Below are 21,685 nucleotides of genomic sequence, written 5' to 3' on the forward strand. Positions count from 1 at the left end.
CCCCTCAAGCACTAAGCAGCCGACCGTCAGGAGATATATGAACGATAAATACTCTCTCGGAAAATTTCTAAGTCTTCGCGCTAAAAACGGTAAGCCTTATCAACCGGTCAGTTGCAAGTCATCTTGCTCAGCTAGCTGCAGCTTCGTCAGCCTGCGTGTCGGCCTCGTTGCACCGGGGAACGTTGGCTTGGAACGCGCGTTGGTCGAGGCCCGAGTTTATCGAGCCAACGATGTTTTGGAACAAGCGCGCCGTTCGACTCACGGTCGGTTTTCTCCTTCTCGGGCTCGCCATCCTCAACCTCCTTCCCTCGCTGACGGGCTTCACGAGTCTCGACGGAACAGTGAATGCGCGTTTCACCGTCGTGACCGCACCAATAGAGGGGACGATTCAGAACACCCCGCCGAAAGTCGGAACGCCTCTCCGCGCAGGGCACCTGCTGCTCTCGATCGGGAATCAGCGCGTCAACCGGGCCGTGGCCGCCTCGCTATCCGCCGAACTGGAAACGACGCGGGAGCGGTTGAAAGCGCTCGATCTTCAGCGCAATCGTCTCGGCCGCCTGCGGGAGGAGCTGGCCACGCGCCTCGGAGATTATCAGCAGGCGTCAATCCGCTCGCTTGAGCAAGAAATCGCAGCCACGGCCCAAAGGGTCGCGATCAACAAGGCCCAGCAGCAAGCAACGTCTGCAGAACTGCAGCGCCGCAGCACCCTCGGGCTGACCGGCTATGTGGCGGGCACCCAGGTCGAGCAAGCGCGCGCCGCGCAGGCGACTTCCGCCGGCGAAGGCCTTGTTGCTGCCGCAGAGGCGAAGCGCCTGCAGGAGCAGCTCGAGGCCCTGCGGAAGGGGATCTATCTCGGCGACGGTCGCAACGATGTGCCCTATTCGCGCCAGCGGCACGACGAGGTCAGCATCCAAATCGCCGATCTGGACACCCGGCTTCGGGAGAACGAGGCGCGTGTCGCACAGATCGAGAAACAACTCGCCGAAGAGGAAGATCGCGTCAGGCGCCTCGAGTCGGCAAACATCAGAATGCCCTTTCCTGGCGTAGTGTGGCGAAATGCCGTTGTTTCTGGCTCAAATGTTGTCGTAGGCAATGAACTCCTGCGTGTTCTCGACTGCCGGGACCTCTTCGTCGACATTCTGGTCTCCGAAGTCGACTACGACGAGATCTATCCAGGCCGGAAAGCCCGGATCAGGCTCGTTGGACGGGCGGACACTCTCGGCGGAGAGGTGGTCTCCGTGCGTGGGTCGCAGGCGGTCGTGGAGGAGGTGATCCTGGCGGCCACCCCGCCGAAGAGCCAGGGGCGGAACGCCCGAATCCGGGTCGCGCTCGAAGAGTCTGAACTCAACGCAGACTATTCGAACTTTTGCCAAGTCGGGCGGACGGTCCAGGTGCGTTTCGACGCCCGCTCCTTGCCGCTGGAGCGCTGGATCAGGGCGATATGGTTCAGCATTACCTAGAGGCGCTCGCCCCGGCATTCCTGGTCGCGGCCTACTTCCTCATCTTCGCGCTGAACTGGCCTCGGCATCGCACGTGGACCCGGACAATCACCTGCGCGGTCGTGCTCGCCGTCGCCGTGCGCTACCTGCATTGGCGCCTGACGGACACCGTCCTGCCGATCGAACCTGACGAGGGCGCCCCCTATTGGTGGGCCTGGCTCCTATTCGTTGTCGAGCTCCTCGCCTTCACCGACATCCTGCTGTTCCTCGTCGCGATGAGCCGCTTCCGCGACCGCACCGCGGAAGCCGACCTCCTCGCGCAGGACTACTTCCGGCAGCCCGAGCGGGAGCTGCCCAGCGTGGACGTGTTCATTCCGACCTATAACGAGCCGATCGACGTGCTCGCGCGGAGCATCGTCGGCGCCCTGGCGCTCGACTACCCGCGGGAGAAGCTCAAGGTCTACGTGCTCGATGACGGCCGCCGGCACTGGCTGCGCGCCTTTTGCGAGGAGAAGGGCGCGATCCACGTCACCCGTCCCGACAATGCCCACGCCAAGGCCGGCAACATGAACAACGGCCTGAAGGTCTCGTCCGGCGACTTCATCGCCATCTTCGATGCCGATTTCGTACCCTATCGCCACTTCCTGCGACGAACTCTCCCCTTCTTCTCCGACCCGCAGACCGGGATCGTCCAGACCCCGCAGCACTTCTTCAACAGCGACCCTGTCCAGTCGAACCTCTCGCTCGAGCACGTCTGGCCCGACGAGCAGCGCCTGTTCTTCGACGAGATGGCAGCAAGCCGCGACGCCTGGGACGTGAGCTTCTGCTGCGGGTCGTGCTCGATCGCCCGGCGCGCGGCCGTGGACGCGATCGGCGGCTTTCCGACCGAGAGCATCACCGAGGACCTGCTGACCACGCTCGCGATGCTGAACAAGGGATACAAGACGCGCTACCTCAACGAGCGGCTCTCGATGGGGCTCGCGGCCGAAAACCTGAAGGGCTACTTCGTCCAGCGTGAGCGCTGGTGCCAGGGCGGGATCCAGACGCTCTTCTTGAGCAATGGCCCGCTGCAGGGCCCCGGCCTCACGCTGTTCCAGCGCATCATGTTCCTGCCGGTCTCATGGCTCGTGCAATACGTGGTCCGTCTCTCGATCCTGATCGTGCCTCCCGTTTATCTCCTCACGGGGATCCCGCCCCTCTACTTCACGAGCATTGAGGACATTCTCTCCTATCAGGTGCCAGTGCTGCTGGCATACTTCCTCCTGATGGCGTGGATCACGCCGACCCGCTACCTGCCCGTTGTCTCGAGCGCAGTCGGAACCTTCTCCACCTTCCGCATGCTGCCCACCGTCATCTCGTCTCTCATCCGCCCGTTCGGGCGGCCCTTCAAGGTGACGCCGAAGGGATCAGGCAACGAAGACAACCGTTTCGACGGCTACACCTTCGCCTGCTGCGCCGTCCTGATCGCGGCGACGGGACTGGGGCTTGTCATGAATATCGTCCCGGAATGGCGACGCATTCCGGAGGGCGAGTTCTCGATCGTGGCCGCCTGGTGGGGGGCCGTGAACATCTCCGTGCTCGTGATCGCATCGCTGATCTGCTTTGAAAAGGCGCGCCCGCTCCTCGACAGTTTTCGGGCCGATGAGCCGGTCGCACTGTCAGGCAACGGCAAGCTCACCACAGGGCGGCTTGTCCGCGCAGGCCTGGAGCGTGCCGTGATCGAGCTTCCGCACGGAACGGACACTGCACCGGAGATGACGGTCCACATGTCGGAGGTGGAGCCGTTCCCGGCAAGACCTCTCGAGACCACGCGCACGGGCCGGCGGCCAATCCTAAGGGTCGAGCTCGCCTTTTCGCTGAAGGGTGCCGCTCGCGACCAGATGATCGTCAAGCTCTACACTGGCGCGTACTCCCAAGACGTCATCGAGCTGGACAAGTCCGCCATCGCAGGCCGCCTGTGGCTGCGGGCATTCGGAGCACCAGGGCACGTTGCTTCGGAATAGTAGCGAGTTGGCATTGGCGCGGCTCGAGACGAGACCCGCACCCGGTCAGCATGGTGCTTCACCGCATCGCGCGCTCGTCACGGTGTAGCGTCAAGGCGCGGCTCGGAGCCGCACGATCACACCGGCGCTCGGAATCGTGCTCTGCGTGCTGTCGGACCGCCACCCAGCCGGTGACGGCCACGTTCAAGCGGACCGACCATTTATCCCTACGTTCTGGCGGGGTTTTTGGTAGCGGAAACCGTGAGCATGGCTTTCTTGTTGGCGACGTAACGGTGAAAGACGGCGCGCATCTTCGGAGACGGAGTAAACGTCGCTGCCAGCTTCGAGGCTTTCGCGCCTCCGGGCGGCATCTGCGTGACACGCAGTGCACGTGATCACAAAAACCAGCTTAGGGCGGCGCGGACCGGTGACTCCGCCAAGAGCCCACCGGCAAACTTCCCTCAAAACGGCCGCCTAAGCTCTCCGAGCGGGCCCGCTGAGGACCAACACTTGCAGGTGTGCCAAGCTTCAGCGTCGTGCGATGCCCCCACTCAAGGTCCGCTTCCAGGCAGGACGTCTAAGTCCGGTCTTGGCGCATCACTCAAATCGGGCAAACCCGGCTTCCCTGACTCCGACCGTGCGTGTTCAAAGCGATGGTCTCCGAACGGCCGTCACCGCACCAGCCAGCGGCTGACGAAGCGTTCAGCTCGCGCGTACTCCGCCAGCCCAGGGCCCGCATCCTCGCAGCGATCGAGGAAAGGCTCGCGATCCATCGAGAATTCCGTGTCCGAGATGAACCCCGTTACAAAGCAATGCTCGGCATATTCGCCGCGAATGCGGTTCCGAAGCTTGATAGCCGTACGAGCGAAGGCTGTCTCGAGCGATCGCCCCTTGAAATCCGCCATCCCGTAGTCGGCCAGATTCGTATCTACCGACACTAGTTCCCAGCGGTTGCCGAGCTGCTCGTCGTACCACGCCGCGAGAGGAGGATATTTCCGCGCCGCCTTGTCGGACCGGCCTTCCAGATAGTCCTTCATCTCCGCCCGGAGTAGGCCCTCGAAGGCTCTGGCCAAGGCACCGTTCTGCTGCTGCAGCTCCGCCTGCTTGCGAGCTCGGACCACCGCATCGTCCTTCTGCTTCTCCTCCTCAACCCGCCGATCATCCTCGACGCGTCTGCGACGGTCGGCTTGCTGCTGGCTTTCTTTTGTCCTCGCGTCCGCAACGGCCTTCTTTGCGCCCGCGATTTCCTCGGGGTCGATCCAGACGGAGAGATAACGGAACCCGATGCCGTCCCTTCGCATGGCCGTGACGAGATCCCGCAAATCACCGCTGCCGGCGTAGATGGCCCCGCACTGTCCACGCTTTGCCGCCAAGAACGCTGCGTCAGCTGACGTGGCCACGAACGTCGGGGGACCGTTCAGTTCGTTCGCCAAGCGCGCCGCTGTCGGTTTCAGAAGCAGCTCGTGAGCGTCCCGTTCGTCTCGGGGGAGAGCTTCGCAGACCACCCGCGACCCGTTCTCGATAACAACGATGGCGAAGCCCGGCCGTCCTTCCTTCTCCACGTCCGCTTCAACTTCGAGAACTTTGACGGCCTGCGCCTGCTCGGCCGCCTTCACCTCATCACCGGTTACCGTGAACATCGGCGCGAGCAGGCCGGAGTCCAAGGCGGACAGAAGCGTGACCACGTCCGCCGAGCGCTCCTTCAGAACCTGACTGCGAGTGACGACGACGAGATCGGTCGAGGCGAGTGCAGCGAGATTGCACCGTCCTAGCGGGAATGCGAGCGACTGCCCCCACTTCTGAAGGCGCACGTTCACGGCGCGCACGAATGGGCCCGACGGCGTGCCTCCGTTCGGCTGACACGCCGCTGTCCGACCCATCTCGAAGACCAGCTCACCCTTTATATTCTTGATGACGGACGGCGCACGGCCGCCATCGTTGTACAGCACGATGATCTCGTCGGGATCACCTTCGATAAGAAAACGGTTCTTCGGGGTTGTCGCTTTCGCAAGGGCAACGGCGTCGTCCAAGCCCGGCTTCAGATTGTCGAAGTCGAGTGCAAGGCGTCCGAGAACCGCCGGGTCCGACCCGCTTCGCCCGCTTCTCAGATCTTGCAGGAGCGTATCGACCCGAGATCGCGTGGACTCGGGCAGTGCCTGAGCGAGAGCAGCCTCGCTCGTCTTCTCGGCGGCGTCCAACTTCGTGTTCAGCTGCTCAAGTCGGACCCGCTGAGCCGCGGCTTCGTCCAGCCGGGCCTCTAGAGCCGAAAACCGATTGTGAAGCGACGCCAACGCCTCGGTCGCCGCTCCGCTCGGCGCCGTATCTACCGGCATGGTTGGTCCGGCAGCCGCACGGATTTTCAAACGCTCCGCCGTCGCGGCGGTCATAAGACCGTCTGCGGGAAGTGCCTCCGATGTTTGAAAGGCAGTGATGGCGGCTCGGGTCTTGGCGCCATAGACGCCGTCCAGAACAGCGTCGGACGTCAAATATCCCGCGGTTTGCAAGGCTTGCTCGAGCTGCAGGTGCTCTGTCCCGGGGCGAACCGCCTCATCACGACCCAGGCCGTGCGTTTCGGCGACCACCCTGGCGCGCCATTTGTCCCGCTGGGCTCGATACGCTCTCGCTACGCATGGCACTGCCGCCTTGACCGCGGCCGGAGTGACGGTCCCTGCGCCAGGCAGTCTGCACTCTCCGAGCACCCGACGAGTGTTCTCGACGGCCTCGCGTTTGAGTTCATCCCGCAGCTCAGGGCGCAGATGACGAAGCACGTAGTAGGGTTGGAAGAGTTCAACATCCAAGCGTGACAGGGCCTGATCCGAGCAGACCGCGATTTCAAGGGGAGCCTTGGCCTTTCCGCAGTCGAACGTGGGCGAGACCTTCTCGACGCGCCGAAGGGTCGAAGGCGGATCAGAAGGGATGACAGGCGGCTTCAACGCAGCCAGATATTGCGCGTTGAGACGCGACAGCTCCTGTTTCAGCTCAGTTGGACCGGCTTCGGCCTTTTTCTCGACGCGGGTTTTCAGGGCGGACAGTTTGTCGACCGCTGCCATACGCGCGAGTTCGAGCTGCTCCAGTTGTGCCAAGCGTTGCTGGTCCTGACGGAGTGCTTCCAGGGCCGCGTCGGACAGTCCGCTCGCATTGTTGGCGGCGAGGACGACGCGCTGAAGCAGACTCTGAGAATGTCCTCGAACTACTTCTGATCCTGAGGAACGATAGATCTCTAGGGAGCTCCGCAATTGCGACAGCTCCGTCTGCCTGACCGCGCCAGCGGCTCTGTCCGCCCTTTCGCGACGACCTTGTTCATTCTCCAAGTCGAACAGGGCAATCACGCCCCCATTGAAATGAACGTCGATCGCCGTCCTGGCATCCAAGTATTGCACTCGACCGTACGAGTCCTGTCGCCCGAACCGCTGATCGCACCAAGTCGGCCCCACGGAACCGGGTTCGTCGGCGGCGGTGCAGCGGTACCCGACCTTTAGAGCGCCCGGCTCGAACCGGCTGCACTCTCCTCGGACGCGCTGAATGCGCGGATCATCCGGCCCGACGCCGCCTTGAATCATTCGGCTGATGCTGTAGCCCTGCCTGCCAAGAGCCCGCTCCAAACAGTATCGTCTGAGTTCGGGCTGCCGGGACCAGGCCTCCTGCGCAGCTTGCGCTTGCGCGGCAGCGATCAGACCGCCGAACGCCCCCAGCAGGTCCCCCGCACCCTGGCCCAACGCTGCTGTGCTCAAACCACAGGCAACTGCCGCAACCGCAAACCTGGAGTAATCCGCCACTATCCGAGCCCCGCCCTTCCAGAGAAGGGAGAGCATTTCGCTTCCTGGTTGTCTACCCGTTCCCGCACCGACGACTAACGAAACTTCGCACGCGCTGACCCGGGTTGGGATTGCTTCTCACGCCGCGACGAGGCGCCGCCGGCGACTCCTCCCGCGGTCAGCGCTCAGGTGCGTCGCGGACGGCTCAGCATGCTAATTCAGGGGGCCTTGAAGGCGTGCTGAGGTCTGCTTTCCGGCATACGCGAAACGTCCGCTTCTGGCGCATCAGGATCTGCTTCCTGGTTCGGCTCCTTGAAGCGGACGCCGCTGCACCCCCACGTCCGCTCCGAGCTGTTCTGGCGACGCCTGTTCAGCACCGAAATCGAAGCGCGCAGCGGGTTAAGGCCCGCAGCGGCTTGGGCGCGGTCCCATCTTCCCGGGCCAGGAACGGATCTTGTTGAGGCACTCCAGCGTGCTTCCCCCATCAGACAAGATCCAGGCCCAGGGAGGGAGCGTCGAGCAAAGCTCAGGAGCCGCGCTACCTTACAACCAAGCGGCATTTCGAGGCCGACAGAGGCTGAAACGCCTCTTCCCCGGGTATCCTCTGCCTCACCTCGAAATAGTCCCACGGCTCCTTGACCTCCTCAGGCGCCTTCACCTGGACGAGATAAATATCGTAGACCATACGCCCGTCCGGGCGGATCTTTCCGTGTTCGGTGTAGATATCATTCACGGTTCCGGCCTTCATGCGGGAAACCACCTCACCAGCGGCATCGGTCTGTGCGGCGTGGACGGCCTTCAAGTAGGTGCTGACGGCCGAGTACGTGCCAGCATGGACGAAGTTCGGCATCTTGCCATGCCTCTCCATGAACCGACGGCTCCAGGCCCGAGTCTTATCGTTGAGGTTCCAGTAGAAGGGTTCGACCATGACCATGCCCTGCGTCGTTGCGGGCCCGAGCGCATGGACATCGGTGATGGTGCCCACGAGTGGAACAAGCGTCTGGCTCTTCGTGATTCCGAAGTCATTTGCGGCCTTGATCGCGTTGTGGAGGTCCGTGCCGGCATTCGCCAGACCGATCGCCCTCGCGCCAGAGCCCTGGGCCTGGAGGATGAATGAGGAGAAGTCGGTCGCGCTGATCGGGTGGTTGACGACGCCGACCACCTTCCCGCCGGACCGGGAAAGCGCTTGGCTCGTGCCTTCAACGAGAGACTTGCCCAGCACATAGTCGACGGCCAGGAAATACCACGTATCTAATCCCAACGTACTCACTATGCGTGCGTGCGCATTGGAATACGCGTAGGTGTCCCACGTGTAGCTGATCGTGTTGGGCGAGCATTGCTCGTTCGTGAGGCGGGTTGAACCTGCACCGGTCACCATGAGGACCTTGTCCTTCGATTCAGTGACCTGCGAAACGGCCAAGGCAACACCGGAATTTATCACGTCGGTTATCATATCGACGCCGGCCGTATCGTACCATTGCCTTGCGATGTTGGCGGCGATGTCGCTCTTGTTCTGATGGTCGGCTGATACGAGCTCAACCTTGAACGATGGCTTGCTCTCGGCGACGAAGTCTTCGATCGCCATCTGCGCGGCAATCACTGACCCCTTCCCGCTCAAATCTGAGAAGACTCCGCTCATGTCGGCCAGCACGCCGACCTTTACCGTCTCGTTGGAGATCTTCGCATCCTGCGCGCCCGCGGCGCTCGACAACACACAGGCCAGGAGCGCGGCGCGGGCGACGGAGCCCTTGTAACGAGTCATGTGGTTCCTCCCTCCGGATTATTGGTTCTACTGACGCCTAAGCTGCGGTCCGGCGTTGCTCGTTCGATTGCAGCCGGAGATCTTCCATCCATTTGCGGACGTCCGTCATCGTGGCCTCCGTCTCCGGCAGGAACGGAAACAAGGTGAAGACGTGGACGGAATCGACGACAATTCTACTTGTCACGCGGACGCCCGCCTTCGTCGCGCGCTCGATCAACCGGGTTGCATCACTCAGGAGCACCTCTCCCTCCGTGGCTGCGACGAACAGCGGCGGGAGGCCGGAGAGGTCGCCGAAAATCGGGGAGACGAGCGGATCGGTGGGTTCGTGGCCTTGGAAGTAGGATGCCCCCATGAAGGTCAGGAGGTCGCGGTGAGCGGCAGGGTCGCTGCCGTTCTCCTTGCGAAGGCTCTCGCCAGAAAGGGTCAGGTCAGCGAAGGGGGCTATTGCGAGGAGGCCGGCAGGTAGAGGATCCCCTGCCCCGCGCAGCGCTAAAGCAAGCCCGATTGCGAGACCGCCTCCCGACGACTCCCCGCTCAGGACGATCCGCTCCGAGGGGATTCCTACCGCGAGCAGCCCCCGATAGGCGTCGACCGCGTCGTCGAGCGCCGCAGGATAGGGGTGCTCAGGGGCAAGCCGGTAGTCGACCGTATAGCACGGCCCCCCAGCGGTTTTGGAAAGCCGGTGCGCATACTCGAGCGAGGACTCGGCGGATCCGATCAGGTAACCGCCTCCGTGAAAATGAAGGACGGTCATCCCTCCGGTTCCAGCAGAGTCTAGTCGGAACGCCGGCACGCCACCGAGTTCGACCCTGGCCGCCGCAACGCTATCGGGCAGCGGGAAGTTTGTTCTCAAAAAGCGGTCATAGGCCTCCCGTAGCCCGTCATGCCCTCTCGCCACATCCTCAGGTGTGAACGCGCGCTTCCACATCAAAAACGCGCGCTGGCTTTCTGGGCGATCGAGGCGCTTGCCCTCCCGGAGGCCGGTTACGCCGAGAACCTCTCCCGGCGGGTTCTCGACGGCTTTGACGACGTTGTAGTCCCAGGCGAGCCCCCAACTCGTCTCGGCAAGTGGGTCGATTCGGGCCATCCCCTTCCAGCGACCATTACGGTTTCGGATACGCTGCGGGTCCGACTCGTGCATCAGCTTCACGACTGCCCGTGCGCCGGCCTGGATGCGCGTTGTCCGGGGGATTCGGCGCTCTTGATACTCGACGAGCGCGCCAGGCACGTCGTCCTGCCGACGCGACAGTACTCTGGCGAGGGTCCATGCATCCTCGATGCTCTGTCCGGCTCCGGCGGCCAGGAACGGCACCATCGGATGCGCGGCATCACCCACCATGGTGATCCGCCCGGACGTCCAGTTATCGACCGGATCGCGGTAGAACATTCCGGTGATGAAGCTCGTTTCAATCTGCTCCATCATCATCCGGGCACGCGGTTCCATGCCGTCGAACGATCGCATGAGATCACCGATGTCGCCGCTGTCTGTCCAGGATTCGCGGTGTACTTCCGTCGCGGGGACGGATGCCAAGATGCTGTACAGCTGTTTCGGCCTCACCCAGTAGGTGATCAGCGTACGCCCTGGCCCGAACCAGTAATTTCCTCGCTCCTCGAGGTTCAGACCTTTCAGCTTCTCAGCCGGGATCAGCGAGCGCCACATCAGGATGTTTGCAAAATGCTTCTCCTCCTGGCCACGCAGGCACTCTCTGACTGCGGAATGGATTCCGTCCGCTCCCACCAGGACATCCGCCCGGAGCCTCTCTCCCGTGCTCAGCGTGACTTCGACCTGCTCGTCGGTCTGGGACAGCCCGACGACCTTTCTCCCGAACCGGATAACCCCTGCCGGCAGAGCTCCGGCCAGAATGTCTACGAGGTCAGCTCGATGAATGTTGTACATCGGCGCTCCGTAGCGCTGCGCCGCTTCCATCCCGAGCGGAGCCTGGTACAGCATGCGACCCGTGTAGAGGTCGCGGTAATCGTACGAGAGCGGCATCACGCCGACTGACCTGACCGCGTCTTCGAGGCCCAGTTCCCGCAGCACCACGCTCGCATTGCTCGCAATCTGAATGCCTGCCCCGATCTCCTTCAGCTCTGCCGCTTGTTCGAGGACAGTGACGTCCAGGCCGAAGTGTCGGCAGGCGATCGCCGCTGTGAGTCCCCCGATGCCCCCTCCTGCTATGAGCACGTGCATTCGTTCCTCCTAGCGCATATTAAGCGAACTGACTTATTAAGTTGCGCGACTTAATCCGTGAGGAGATTGCGATGTCAAGTCCCGTGGAGGCGATCACCAAGGGCGGCGACGACACGAAGAGCCAGCTGAAGGCGGCAGCGCAGGCTCTCTTCGCCAAATCCGGCGTCGATGCCGTAACCGTTCAGCAGATCGTGTCGGCCGCCGGACAGCGGAACAACGCCGCACTCCACTACCATTTCGGAACGAAGGACGAGCTCATCCGCCAGTTGCTTGTCGAGGGAGCACAGGATGTCGATGTTCGACGTCGTGGAATGCTTTCCGAAATGGAGCGACGGGGCGGGCCAGACTCGGTCCGTGAGGTGATGGAGGCCCTCGTGCTGCCAGTGATCGCTCTGGGGGAAGACCCGCGCCGGCGTGGCTATATCCGGCTCGTGGCGAACGTACAGATGACGAACCGCGAGCTCCTGCGTTCGGCTTTGGCTGATCGCTGGAACGAGGGCTATGTCCGGTGCCTGGCGCATCTTCGCCGGATGATCACCTCAGTTCCCCCGATGCTGCTCGAGCAACGCCTGTCTTTCTTGGGTATCTATTCGAATGCTGCGTTGTCAGCCCGTGATGCAGCGCTGGAACAGCAATCGAACGAGCCACATCGCCTTTGGGGGCGATCTTACACCGTCGACAACATGATCGATACTTTGGTCGCGATGCTCGCGGGCGATCCTTCGACGGAAAGCCTGAGGCAAGCAAACGGATCGACAAACACTTGAGTGTTCGATCTTTCTCGACGCCCAGCAGATACCGGATAGGCTTAAATTCTTCCTGCGCCGCTGAGGGTCGTTGCTGTGAATTCACTAACTGTCCGCTAGTCAGGGCCGCGCGCCTGCGGCCCCGCAGCGTGGGGAGCAGTTCGGCTGGCGCTCGTTTTTCTGGGGCGTCACCCCACTTGGCGTTCGTCATCATGGCGGCGCTTCGGCTCACCCTTCCTCACCGACCGGCGCCGGCGGGCGGAAATGCGGTCGCCGAGTTGCGCATCCTGACGCGAGGAAGGGTTCTCGGCGCACTGTCGCTGACCGTGGTTGCGTCGAGCGCAATGTTCACGGTCTTCACCTACACCGCACCGACCCTCCGGGAGGTAACTCACGCCTCCCTTACTTCGTCACGGCCATGCTGGTCACCTACGGCGGCGGCCTCACGTCGGGAACTGGTAGGTAGCAAGTTCGCCGACCGCTCCGTCGAACGCTGATCGTCACCTTTGCATCGCTCACTGCGGTGCTGGTCGCATTTGCGGCGCTCGTGCCGTTCGGGGTCCCCGTCGCGGCGCTAACGTTCCTATGGGGGATCGCGAGCTTCGCGCTTGTCCCACCGGTTCAGGTACGCGTGATGACGGCTGCCGCCGACGCGCCGAACCTTGCCTCGTCGGTCAACATCGGGGCGTTCAATCCCGGCAATGCATTTGGGGGCAGCTCTCGGCGGAGGCTCGATCGCACTGGATTTGGGGTACCTGGCGGTCACCTTGGCGGGAGCAGGCACCTCCGCGGTGGGCCTTACGGCAGTCCTACTCGCGACGCGAACGAACTCCCTACCCGCGAACAGAGCTCTGTCGCGCATGAGAGGTCGGCTTTCGGGAATGGCCTCGCCGTTCGCTCTTGGCGCCCCCCCCAGGTCATCGAGCATCCTCGACGGATCGCGCCCCGTGACATGGGAACCGACCAGCGTAGGCTAATACCCCAGCATTCCGCCTTTAGAGCACTGACCAGGATCCCACCCCATCGATACGGCGAGGACGCTTCTTTTTGCGCGTCTCTTGGAACCCTGGCTATATGATCGTGCTCGCGAGACGCGGCGAGCTGGACCAGACAGATGCGATCCTCCTCAGGGCGGCGGTCAATTGCGCGAAGTCCTCCACTGCCCCGAGGCTCACGCGCACAAAGGCCGGAGCTGACAGCGCAGCATCCACTTGGAAATTGCTCGACGGCGACACGCGCACGTTCTGCGCTTGCAGGTCGGCCACGATCTCGTCGAGCCGCCAGCCCTCCGGCACTGGAAGCCACAGATGGTAGCTCGGCTGCGTCGGGATAGCTGCGGGACCGAGGAGTTCGCGGGCGGCATCGAGTCTTCGACTGATTTCTTGCCGATGCGCCTCGACGCATCCATCCGCCTGTCCGTTCGCGGCCATCCGCGCGAATAGCTCGGCGAAGAAGGACGGGGCGGTCCAGTTCAACGAAACGAGTTTCTCGCGCAAGTCGCCCGACAGATGAGGTGGGCTGGCGAGCAGCCCTAGCCGCAGGCCGGGGCTGATGATTTTCGACACGCTGGTGAGATAGATCACCCTCTCCGGCGCAAGAGCCGCAAGCGTCTCCTCGGCATCGGCCGATAGCCGTCCAAGGATGTCATCCTCGACCAGGATGACATCCTTGGCGCGGCACACGGCGACGATCGCCCGTCGCCGTTCTGCACTCATCGTTGCCGTTGTCGGATTCTGGACGACGGAGGAGCAGATCACGACGCGAGCGCCGGTGCGCTCCAGTCCAGCCTCAAGCGCGTCTGGGCGCATGCCTTCGCAGTCGACATCCACGCCGGCCAGTGTCACGTGCGCCGCCGCCGCGAGCCGCCTAATACCAGTATAGGTCCATTGCTCAGACAGCACGGTGTCGCCCGGTCGGACCAGGGCCGCAAAGCAGGCCGCCAGTCCCTGCTGAGCACCATGCGTCAGAGAAATTTCCGTTGCTCCCGAGGCAGGCAGCCGGTCGCCGAACCATGCCGCCATTGCTCGACGGTGACGGTCGAGGCCGATCACCGGCTGATACCCGAACAGGTCCTCACCCGCGGAAAGGGACAGCTCGCGCAGCGCCGCCTCGATGAAGGGCTTCGCAACCCAGGCCGGAACGGTGTTGAGGCTCAGGTCGAGGCTGTCAGGGGCAACGATTGCCGCCGGCCCGAGAGCGCGCACGAAAGTGCCGCTTCCGGTGCGTGTCGAGATCAGGCCGCGTCGGCCCGCCTCGCCGAAGGCTCGTGTTACGGTTGCGATCGTCACTCCCAGGCGCGAGGCAATCTCCCGCTGCGGAGGAAGGCGGTCTCCCTCGCGCAGACGTCCAGATGCGATGTCCGCCTCCAGTTCGTCCACAAGAGCGAGGTATTTCGGCTTCCCCGACCCTGCGATCTGCGGTGTCCAACTCATGCTCGAATCCCGGTGAGGTCGCGGGCCAAGGGAACGCGTTCCTCTGGACGGATCCTAGCAGCCCAGTACAATCTCGTCTTGTTGGCCCGGCACCTGCATATGCGAAACCGGCTTGACAGCAAATTGTACTGCAATAAGATCTTATTGTAAGGCTACAATGAGCGGCCAAGGAGAGGTTCGATGGTAATGGTCAGCGCTTCGCCGCTGTCGTCGCAGCAGCCGGCCTACAAGCCAGGCCTGCCTCGGGAGCAAGTGGCTGAGCGGTTCGGCATAGAGCCTGCTGAGATCGCAAAGCTCGGCTCCGCCGAGAACCCGTTCGGTCCGTCGCCGAAGGCGCAGGCAGCCATCGAGACCGGCAAGACGAAGATCGACCTCTACCCGGAATGGTCCTCGCGCCTCCTAAGGGAAGCCATCGGTAAGCGTTTTGGCTTCGATCCGGAATGCGTCGCCTGCGGCGCAGGCGAAACGGAGGTCATCTCGCTTGTCATCCGGGCCTTCTCGCGGCCGGGTGATCCGATCCTCATGTATGAGCCCTGCTTTCCGATCTACCATATCTTTGCGGAGAACGAGGGCAGGGTTCCGGTTTATGTTCGGATGGGCCAGGACTTCGACCTGGTCGTGGACCAGTACATTGCGCGCCTGAACGAGACGAAGCCGAAGATCGCCTTCATCACGAACCCGCACAGCCCGAGTGGCAAGCTGATGGCGGAGGCCGACATCCGGCGGATCTGCGAGGCTGCCGGCGACGGCACGCTGATCGTCCTCGACGAAGCCTACATCCACTTCACGGAAACGCCCGGGGGCATCGAGCTCACGCGCGACCATCGCAACCTCATCGTGCTGAGGACCTTCTCTAAGGCCTTTGGTCTCGCGGGGCTTCGCCTCGGCTTCGGCATTGCGGCGAACAAGGATCTCATCACCCCGCTGATGAACCTGAAGCCGACTTGGAACCTCGGAGCGATGCAGACCGCGGGCGGCATCGCTGCAATCGAGGACGACGAACATGTCGCCCGGACCGTCAAGATGATTGTCGAGATGCGCGCCTATGTAACCGAGCAGCTCGCAGGCTTGAACAGCTTCCGGATGGTGCCCGGCTCTCGATCGAACTTCTTCCTCCTGGAGGTGGTGGACCAGTCGCTCAATTCCACGGACGTATTCCAGGGGCTGCTGAAGCGAGGCGTCATCGTGAAGGACGGATCGGATTCCTTCCGCGGGCTGGGAGACCGGTACCTGCGGGTGGATGTCAGCCTCAAGAAGAACATGGATCGGCTGGTCTGGGCCCTGAAAGACCTCTCGGCCGCCCAAGGTTGAGCTCGCCTGTGACAGAAGACGGGCACATCATCGGCATCGATGTCGGCGGCACCTTCACCGATGCCGTCGTCCTCGATGGCCGCGGCGAGCGTCTCCTGGCAGCGTTCAAGTTGCCCTCGACGCCCGACGATCCAGGGCGTGCCGTGATAGAGGCGGTTGATCGGATCGCTGCCGGCCATGCCGTGTCGGGCGCAATTGTCTGCCACGGCACGACCGTTGGAACGAACGCTCTAATCGAGCGCCGCGGGGCCCGAACCGCGCTCGTGGCCACGAAGGGGTTCGCCGACGTCATCGCCCTACGGCGTCAGGCGCGGCCCCGGCTTTATGATCTGGCCGTGGATGTCTCGGAGCCGCTGGTTCCCAAGGAGGCGCGCCTCGAAGCCCCGGAGAGGCTCACGCCGGACGGGACAGTGATCCAGCCGATCTCCGGCCTGGACGAGCTTGTGGCCGAGCTTCGCCGCATCGGTGCAGAATCAGTCGCGGTAAGTTTTCTCCACGCCTACGCGAACGCCGCTCACGAGCAGGCCGTCGTGGAAGCCATCAGCAAAGCGCTTCCGCACATCTACGTCACGCGCTCGAGTGATGTCTGCCCAGAATTTCGGGAGTATGAGCGCACTAGTACGGTTGTCGTGAACGCCTATATTGGACCTGCCGTAAGCCGGTACATGGCTCGGCTGGACAGGGCTCTCTCCACCCGAGGGGTGGAGCGCCTGATGGTGGTGAAGTCGAATGGCGGGCTGACCTCGCCGCAGAATGCGGGCCGCTACCCGGTCCATCTGATCGAATCGGGACCGGCAGCTGGGCTCTCGGCGGCCGCCGCCTATGCCCGTGCGGCAGGACGCCCAAACCTCATCGCCTTCGACATGGGCGGAACGACCGCCAAGGCCGGACTGATCCGGGACGGTGAGCCCGAGACGTCCGCCGAATTCTACGCCGACCGCCTCGTGGATGGACGGGACGTGGGCGGCTATGCGATCCGCTCCCCCATCCTGGATCTGGTCGAGATCGGCGCAGGCGGGGGATCGATCGCCCGCATTGACGAGGCGGGCATCCTGAAGGTCGGGCCGCAAAGCGCCGGCGCGACGCCGGGGCCTGCATGTTACGGCCGCAGCGGCAATCATCCGACCGTGACCGACGCGCACGCCGTCATCGGCACATTGACGGCCGAGCTCTTCGAGGGCACCGGCGTAGCCTTCGACCGCGCCCTCGCCGAGGAGGCGATCCGGCGTCACGTTGCCGAGCCTTATGGCTGGTCGCTCGCGCGCGCGGCCTATGCGATCATTGACATCGCCGTGGCCAACATGGCCGAGATGGTGCGGCTCGCAACGGTCCAGCGGGGCATCGATCCGCGCGGCTTCGCGATGCTGGCCTCCGGGGGCGCCGGCCCACTCCATGCCGCCCTCGTAGCGCGCGAGATCGGCGTCCCCGAGGTGATTGTGCCGCCCTATCCGGGCATGTTCAGCGCCTTGGGCGCGACACTGGGGCAGATCCGGCACGAGGTAGTCCAAACGCATCTCCGCGAGGTCCGCGATCTTGCGGCCGAGGAGGTTGACCGCGCGTTCGGAGAGCTAGTGACCCGCGCCCGCGCGCTCCTCGCAGACGAGCCGCCAGGCCTCGGCGAGCCGCGCTTCGACCGCTTCGTGGACGCCCGTTTCGCAGGCCAGCTGTTCGAGCTGAAGCTCGCCTTCGGCATGAAGACGATTACGCCACAGGCGATCGAGGACGCTTTCCGATCCGCCTACCGGTCAGAATACGGCTTCGATCTGCCCGAGGGCGTCGTTCAGGTCGTGGCGCTTCGGCTGCTCGCGACGCAGAACCTTGGGGCGGGAGCCGCGAGCCTTCTGGCCGAGCGGCTGCCCGTAACGCCCTGCGAGGGTGCGAGCCGGCGTATCGAGATCCTCGGGCGCGAGGGGGAGACCGAGGAGATCGCGTTCGTGGTCGCATCCGCGGCCAGCGGGAGCAGCATCAAGGGCCCGGCCATCGTATCCCACCAGGGATCGACCGTCTGGCTCCAGGCCGGTCAATCCGCAGTCGTCGGGGATGACGGCAGGCTGATCGTTGCGGCAGCAGGTCGAGCATGAACGACCAATCCCGCCTCACCCTGCTGGAGCGCGACCCCGTCACTTTCGAGGTGGTCCGCAGCGCTCTCTACTCTGCATGCGCGGAGATGAAGGCCGTCATCATGCGGACGTCCTTCTCGCCGCTGCTAAGCCTGTCAGCGGACCTTTCGTGCGCGCTGATGGACTATCAGGGCCGGATCGTCGCACAGGGCAACGACATCCCCGTCCACCTCGGCGCGGTCCCGTACACGATCAGGGCGGCCCTCGCACAGTTTCCGCTCGAGTCCTGGCGTGCGAGCGACGGCGTCCTCGTCAACGATCCCTATTCAGGCGGGACGCACCTCCCCGACATGTCGCTGATCTGCCCGATCTTCGCCGGGGGTAGTCGCCTCATGGGCTTCTCGCTCAGCCGGGTGCACTGGCCTGACGTCGGCGGCATTGCGCCGGGCAGCTCGAGCGTGAGTGATCACATCATCAAGGAAGGGTTGCGTGTCCCTCCGCTCCGGATCATCGAGGGCGGGCAGGTGCGGGCAGACATCCTGGCCCTCATCCTGGCAAACGTCAGGGTGCCGGAGGACCGGAAGGGGGATTTCAACGCCCAGATCGCAGGCGCGGAGCGCATGCGCTTGCGGGTGCTGGATCTCGTCGAGCGGTATGGTGCGGACACCGTCGCAGATGCGATGCGGGATACGCAGGCTTATTCCCGCCGCCTGATCGAAAGCCGGCTTGCGGCCGTGCCGGACGGCATTGTCGATCATGCCGAGCCGCTCGACGGCGACGGCGTCGGCGAGGCGACTGCCCCCATGATCCGCGTCCGCATCACGAAGCAGGGGAGCCGGTTCAAGGTCGATTTCAGCGGATCCGACCCCTGCGCCGCCGGTCCAATCAACGCGCCGATCGCCGTAACCGCCTCGGCCGTCTTCTATACGGTCCTCGCCTTCTGCGGGGGTGACATCCTGCCGAACGAGGGGGTTTACCAGCTCGCCGAGGTGGTGGCCCCAGAGGGCACCGTCGTGAATGCGCGCTATCCGGCCCCGGTGGTAGCCGCGAATACGGAAACCTCGAACCGGATTGTGGACGTCCTGCTGGCAGCGCTTGCCAAAGCCTATCCCGACAAAGTGCCGGGGGGCAGCTACGGATCGGCGTGCGTCTACACGCTCGGCGGCACCAACCCTGCATCCGGGCGCCCCTTCGTCCATTACGAGACTGTTGGCGGCGGAAGTGGCGCCCACCCGAGCCTCGATGGCGCCAGCGGCTTCCGGGTTCATATGGGCAATACCATGAACCTGCCGGTGGAGGCGGTCGAGGCGGCGCTGCCGGTGCGCTTCATCGCCTACGAGATCGCCTCCGGAAGCGGCGGCGCAGGCCGGCGGCAAGGCGGGGATGGCGTCCGAAAGGTCGTCGAGATCCTGACCGACGACGTTGCCGCGTCCATCCTCGGCGAAAGAACGAACACGTCCGCCCACGGCGTCGCCGGCGGTGCGCCCGGAGTCACCGCGCGCTTTAGGCTGGTCTCCGCCTCGGGCGAAACGCGTGAGCTTTCCGCCAAGAGCGGACCGCATCGAATGCGGCGTGGCGACAGGCTGGAGATGGTGACGGCAGGAGGCGGCGGCTGGGGCCGCCCCGGAGAAGGAGAAGGATCATGAATGTGATGTCGCCCATCCGGGCCGCCCGCGCCGACACAAGAAACCGGATCGCGCTGATCGTGCCCTCGTCGAACACCGTGATGGAGAATGACCTTCATCGCGGGCTCCCTCGCGACCTCTACACGATCCACACGGACCGGATGTATCTCATCGAGACCACCCGCGAGGCCGAAATCCGAATGATCGAGGATTTCGCGCCGCAGGCGGCGAGCGATCTCGGCACGCTCGGGCCCGACCTGCTTGTGTTCGGCTGCACCTCGGCCGGCTCCCTCTTCGGGCTGGATTACGATGCTTCGGTCTGCGCCAAGCTCGGGGAGCTTGCGGGGTGCGCATCCCAGGGAGTCGTATCGGCCGTCTCCGATGCGCTCGGGCGAGCCGGGGCGAAGCGCATCGCGGTGATCACGCCCTATAACGAGGATCTCACCCGGTCCGTCGCAAAGGCCGTGGAAATCGACGGTCGAGAAATCGTTGCGGCTCACGGGATGGGGATCACCGTCAACCAGGCGCTTGCCGACCCAACGCCCGAGGACATCGTCGCCTTCGCGCGTCGCTCGCTTCAGGGCGTCAGCTTCGACCTGCTGTTCGTGTCCTGCACCAACTACCGCGCGGTCGAGGCGAAGGTGGACCTAGAAACTGTGTTCCAGGTGCCGGTGGTCACGAGCAACAGCGCCGTCATTGAGGCCATCCGGCGGCGGTTCGAACCCATCCACTGAAGCCGCGCATCGCGGAGCCGATCCCTTCCTTGCCCAAGCCCACAGGAGAGAAAACGATGTTCCGCAACACTTCTCCATCCAGACGGCAGGTTCTCGCCGGGGGGGCGGCCGCAATCGGTGCGGGCCTCATCGGTGCCCCGGCTCTCGCCCAGGCGCCCAAGGCCCTGAAGTTCGCGCACGAGGCCCCTCAGACCGCCATCAAGGGCCAAACGGCCATCAAGTTCGCCGAACTCGTCGCACAGCACGGTAACGGTGCCCTCAAGGTCGACGTCTTCCCGGGCGCCCAGCTCGTCCCGACGACGGAGGAGATTCGCGCAGCGGTGCGGGGCCAGGTCGACGTAATCGCTCCGTTCACCAGCTATTTCGCGTCCCTCGATCCGGTCTGGGACATCTTCTACGAGCCCCTTATGCTGCCCTCGGCCGATGCCGCCATGACGGCATTCGGCGGCGATCTCGGTCAGCGCGTCCTAAAGACGCTCGACACCCGCGGCATGAATGGGATGGCGATCTGGTTCGACGGGCCGGTCTACATCTTCACCAACACCGAAGCGCTCACCGGGCCCGACAGCCTGAAGGGAAAGAAGATCCGCGTCTTCCCCTGCCAGCCGCTCGAGTCCTGGCTCAAGAAGGTCGGCGCGATCCCCGTCTCGATGCCGGCCACGGAAGTCTATCTCGCTCTGCAGCAAGGCGCACTGGACGGCGTGGTCAGCACACCGACTTACGCCGCACCGGCCAGGTGGTACGAGGTCCTAAAGAGCCAGACGCGGGTGCTCATGGGCTTCGGCGGCTACGGAGTCGCCATCGGCAAGCGCAGCTGGGACGGGCTCTCCGCCGAGCAGAAGAGCATTGTCGAGCGCGCCATGAAGGACGCGACGGTTTGGAATCACGAGCAGGCCAAAAGCAATCTTGCCGCCAGCGAGAAGATCCTCGCCAGCAACGGCATGAAGCTGAACGACCCGCAGCCCGACCTCCTCGCGGCTTGGGCGAGGGAGGCCGAAAAGGTCTACGAAGAGCAGAACCCGCAATTGCGCGAACTGATCTCGACCTTCCGGAAGGCCTGACGTGACGGCCCCGGCCACCGGCGTGTCGGCGCCCCGCTTGCCCGCTGCGGCGGGCGGGAGCACCTTGTGGCGGCTTCTCGCCGGGATCGGCCGGGTCCGCGACGTTGCCGAGCGTGTCCTTGCGGGCACGCTCATCTTTCTCGCCGTCGCGCTTATGACGGTGGAGATCCTGCTCCGCAACGTCTTCGGGACCTCGATCGTCGGTGTCGAACAGATCGGCGTCTTCCTGATCGCCTGGAGCGTGTTCCTCGGCGCCGCCTTCGGGGTCGCCCGGAACATCCACGTCCGGGTCGACGTGCTCCAGATGATGATGCCGCGCCCGATCCGGCTCGTCTGCGAAATCGTCGGGTGGTCGGGAGCCCTGATCTTCTCGCTCGCTCTCGCCTGGTCCGGATACAAGCTCGTCGAAGAAACGCAGATGCTCGGCGACACGACGGTCGGGCTGATGCGGATTCCGATGTGGATCCCGCAGATGATCATGCCGATCGCGGGCGTCCTGATCTCGCTCAGGATCATCGAGCGGCTGGTGCTGACGATCCGGCGCCGCGAGACCGTCGCGGCCGATCCCAACGAGCTCTCCTTCTGAG

At 64.0% G+C, this 21,685-nt stretch carries 13 protein-coding genes; 9 read left to right on the forward strand and 4 right to left on the reverse strand.

The window, feature by feature from the left end:
* Positions 1-230 precede the first annotated feature (230 nt).
* Together ACO2SS_RS25500 and ACO2SS_RS25505 are read left to right on the forward strand one after the other, a co-directional pair.
* Positions 231-1,460 carry an HlyD family secretion protein gene (locus tag ACO2SS_RS25500; RefSeq protein ID WP_423280714.1) on the forward strand — a complete coding sequence of 410 codons (1,230 nt, stop codon included), beginning with the start codon at positions 231-233 and terminating at the stop codon, positions 1,458-1,460.
* Entirely contained in the window at positions 1,442-3,442 is a 2,001-nt protein-coding gene (locus tag ACO2SS_RS25505; protein WP_423280670.1) for a glycosyltransferase, read from the forward strand. The genes ACO2SS_RS25500 and ACO2SS_RS25505 overlap by 19 nt, the downstream gene beginning before the upstream one ends.
* A gap of 650 nt (positions 3,443-4,092) precedes the next feature.
* Here the strand turns inward: ACO2SS_RS25505 and ACO2SS_RS25510 are convergent.
* The 3 genes from ACO2SS_RS25510 to ACO2SS_RS25520 form a co-directional block, all read right to left on the reverse strand.
* Positions 4,093-7,233 carry a peptidoglycan-binding protein gene (locus ACO2SS_RS25510; RefSeq protein WP_423280671.1) on the reverse strand — a complete coding sequence of 1,047 codons (3,141 nt, stop codon included), beginning with the start codon at positions 7,231-7,233 and terminating at the stop codon, positions 4,093-4,095.
* Positions 7,234-7,714: 481 nt separating this feature from the next.
* Positions 7,715-8,938 (reverse strand): ABC transporter substrate-binding protein, encoded by a 1,224-nt coding sequence (locus ACO2SS_RS25515; RefSeq protein ID WP_423280672.1) that lies wholly within the window; start codon positions 8,936-8,938, stop codon positions 7,715-7,717.
* Between the two features lie 37 nt (positions 8,939-8,975).
* A complete protein-coding gene (locus ACO2SS_RS25520; protein ID WP_423280673.1) occupies positions 8,976-11,129 on the reverse strand; it encodes an alpha/beta hydrolase fold domain-containing protein in 2,154 nt (717 codons plus the stop codon).
* Between the two features lie 71 nt (positions 11,130-11,200).
* Between ACO2SS_RS25520 and ACO2SS_RS25525 the strand changes: the two genes are divergently transcribed.
* Positions 11,201-11,896: a TetR/AcrR family transcriptional regulator gene (locus ACO2SS_RS25525; RefSeq protein ID WP_423280674.1), complete on the forward strand. Its 696-nt coding sequence runs from the start codon at positions 11,201-11,203 to the stop codon at positions 11,894-11,896.
* Between the two features lie 1,049 nt (positions 11,897-12,945).
* Here the strand turns inward: ACO2SS_RS25525 and ACO2SS_RS25530 are convergent.
* A complete protein-coding gene (locus tag ACO2SS_RS25530; protein ID WP_423280675.1) occupies positions 12,946-14,307 on the reverse strand; it encodes a PLP-dependent aminotransferase family protein in 1,362 nt (453 codons plus the stop codon).
* 180 nt (positions 14,308-14,487) lie between these two features.
* On the opposite strand from ACO2SS_RS25530, the gene ACO2SS_RS25535 reads away from it, so the two are divergent.
* From ACO2SS_RS25535 to ACO2SS_RS25560, 6 genes are read left to right on the forward strand one after another with little or no spacing between them, the layout of a single operon-like run.
* Positions 14,488-15,618, forward strand: coding sequence for a pyridoxal phosphate-dependent aminotransferase (locus ACO2SS_RS25535; protein WP_423280676.1), 1,131 nt, complete (start codon positions 14,488-14,490; stop codon positions 15,616-15,618).
* A gap of 8 nt (positions 15,619-15,626) precedes the next feature.
* Positions 15,627-17,699 (forward strand): hydantoinase/oxoprolinase family protein, encoded by a 2,073-nt coding sequence (locus ACO2SS_RS25540; protein WP_423280677.1) that lies wholly within the window; start codon positions 15,627-15,629, stop codon positions 17,697-17,699.
* Entirely contained in the window at positions 17,696-19,324 is a 1,629-nt protein-coding gene (locus tag ACO2SS_RS25545; RefSeq protein WP_423280678.1) for a hydantoinase B/oxoprolinase family protein, read from the forward strand. The genes ACO2SS_RS25540 and ACO2SS_RS25545 overlap by 4 nt, the downstream gene beginning before the upstream one ends.
* Positions 19,321-20,037: a maleate cis-trans isomerase family protein gene (locus ACO2SS_RS25550; protein ID WP_423280679.1), complete on the forward strand. Its 717-nt coding sequence runs from the start codon at positions 19,321-19,323 to the stop codon at positions 20,035-20,037. Before ACO2SS_RS25545 ends, ACO2SS_RS25550 begins: the two co-directional genes overlap by 4 nt.
* A 56-nt stretch (positions 20,038-20,093) precedes the next feature.
* Positions 20,094-21,098, forward strand: coding sequence for a TRAP transporter substrate-binding protein (locus ACO2SS_RS25555; RefSeq protein WP_423280680.1), 1,005 nt, complete (start codon positions 20,094-20,096; stop codon positions 21,096-21,098).
* A gap of 1 nt (position 21,099) precedes the next feature.
* Positions 21,100-21,684 carry a TRAP transporter small permease gene (locus ACO2SS_RS25560; RefSeq protein ID WP_423280681.1) on the forward strand — a complete coding sequence of 195 codons (585 nt, stop codon included), beginning with the start codon at positions 21,100-21,102 and terminating at the stop codon, positions 21,682-21,684.
* Position 21,685: the final 1 nt, after the last annotated feature.

The sequence above is a fragment of the Enterovirga sp. CN4-39 genome, from assembly GCF_049446235.1.
In the GTDB taxonomy this organism is placed as follows: Bacteria; Pseudomonadota; Alphaproteobacteria; order Rhizobiales; family Beijerinckiaceae; genus Enterovirga.

What these genes read in the sequence shown, in the direction of transcription:
- ACO2SS_RS25500 (WP_423280714.1), top strand. Translation starts at nt 231, where the DNA reads ATGTTTTGGAACAAGCGCGCCGTTCGACTCACGGTCGGTTTTCTCCTT.
- ACO2SS_RS25505 (WP_423280670.1), top strand. Translation starts at nt 1,442, where the DNA reads ATGGTTCAGCATTACCTAGAGGCGCTCGCCCCGGCATTCCTGGTCGCG.
- ACO2SS_RS25510 (WP_423280671.1), bottom strand. Translation starts at nt 7,233, where the DNA reads ATGCTCTCCCTTCTCTGGAAGGGCGGGGCTCGGATAGTGGCGGATTAC.
- ACO2SS_RS25515 (WP_423280672.1), bottom strand. Translation starts at nt 8,938, where the DNA reads ATGACTCGTTACAAGGGCTCCGTCGCCCGCGCCGCGCTCCTGGCCTGT.
- ACO2SS_RS25520 (WP_423280673.1), bottom strand. Translation starts at nt 11,129, where the DNA reads ATGCACGTGCTCATAGCAGGAGGGGGCATCGGGGGACTCACAGCGGCG.
- ACO2SS_RS25525 (WP_423280674.1), top strand. Translation starts at nt 11,201, where the DNA reads ATGTCAAGTCCCGTGGAGGCGATCACCAAGGGCGGCGACGACACGAAG.
- ACO2SS_RS25530 (WP_423280675.1), bottom strand. Translation starts at nt 14,307, where the DNA reads ATGAGTTGGACACCGCAGATCGCAGGGTCGGGGAAGCCGAAATACCTC.
- ACO2SS_RS25535 (WP_423280676.1), top strand. Translation starts at nt 14,488, where the DNA reads ATGGTAATGGTCAGCGCTTCGCCGCTGTCGTCGCAGCAGCCGGCCTAC.
- ACO2SS_RS25545 (WP_423280678.1), top strand. Translation starts at nt 17,696, where the DNA reads ATGAACGACCAATCCCGCCTCACCCTGCTGGAGCGCGACCCCGTCACT.
- ACO2SS_RS25550 (WP_423280679.1), top strand. Translation starts at nt 19,321, where the DNA reads ATGAATGTGATGTCGCCCATCCGGGCCGCCCGCGCCGACACAAGAAAC.
- ACO2SS_RS25555 (WP_423280680.1), top strand. Translation starts at nt 20,094, where the DNA reads ATGTTCCGCAACACTTCTCCATCCAGACGGCAGGTTCTCGCCGGGGGG.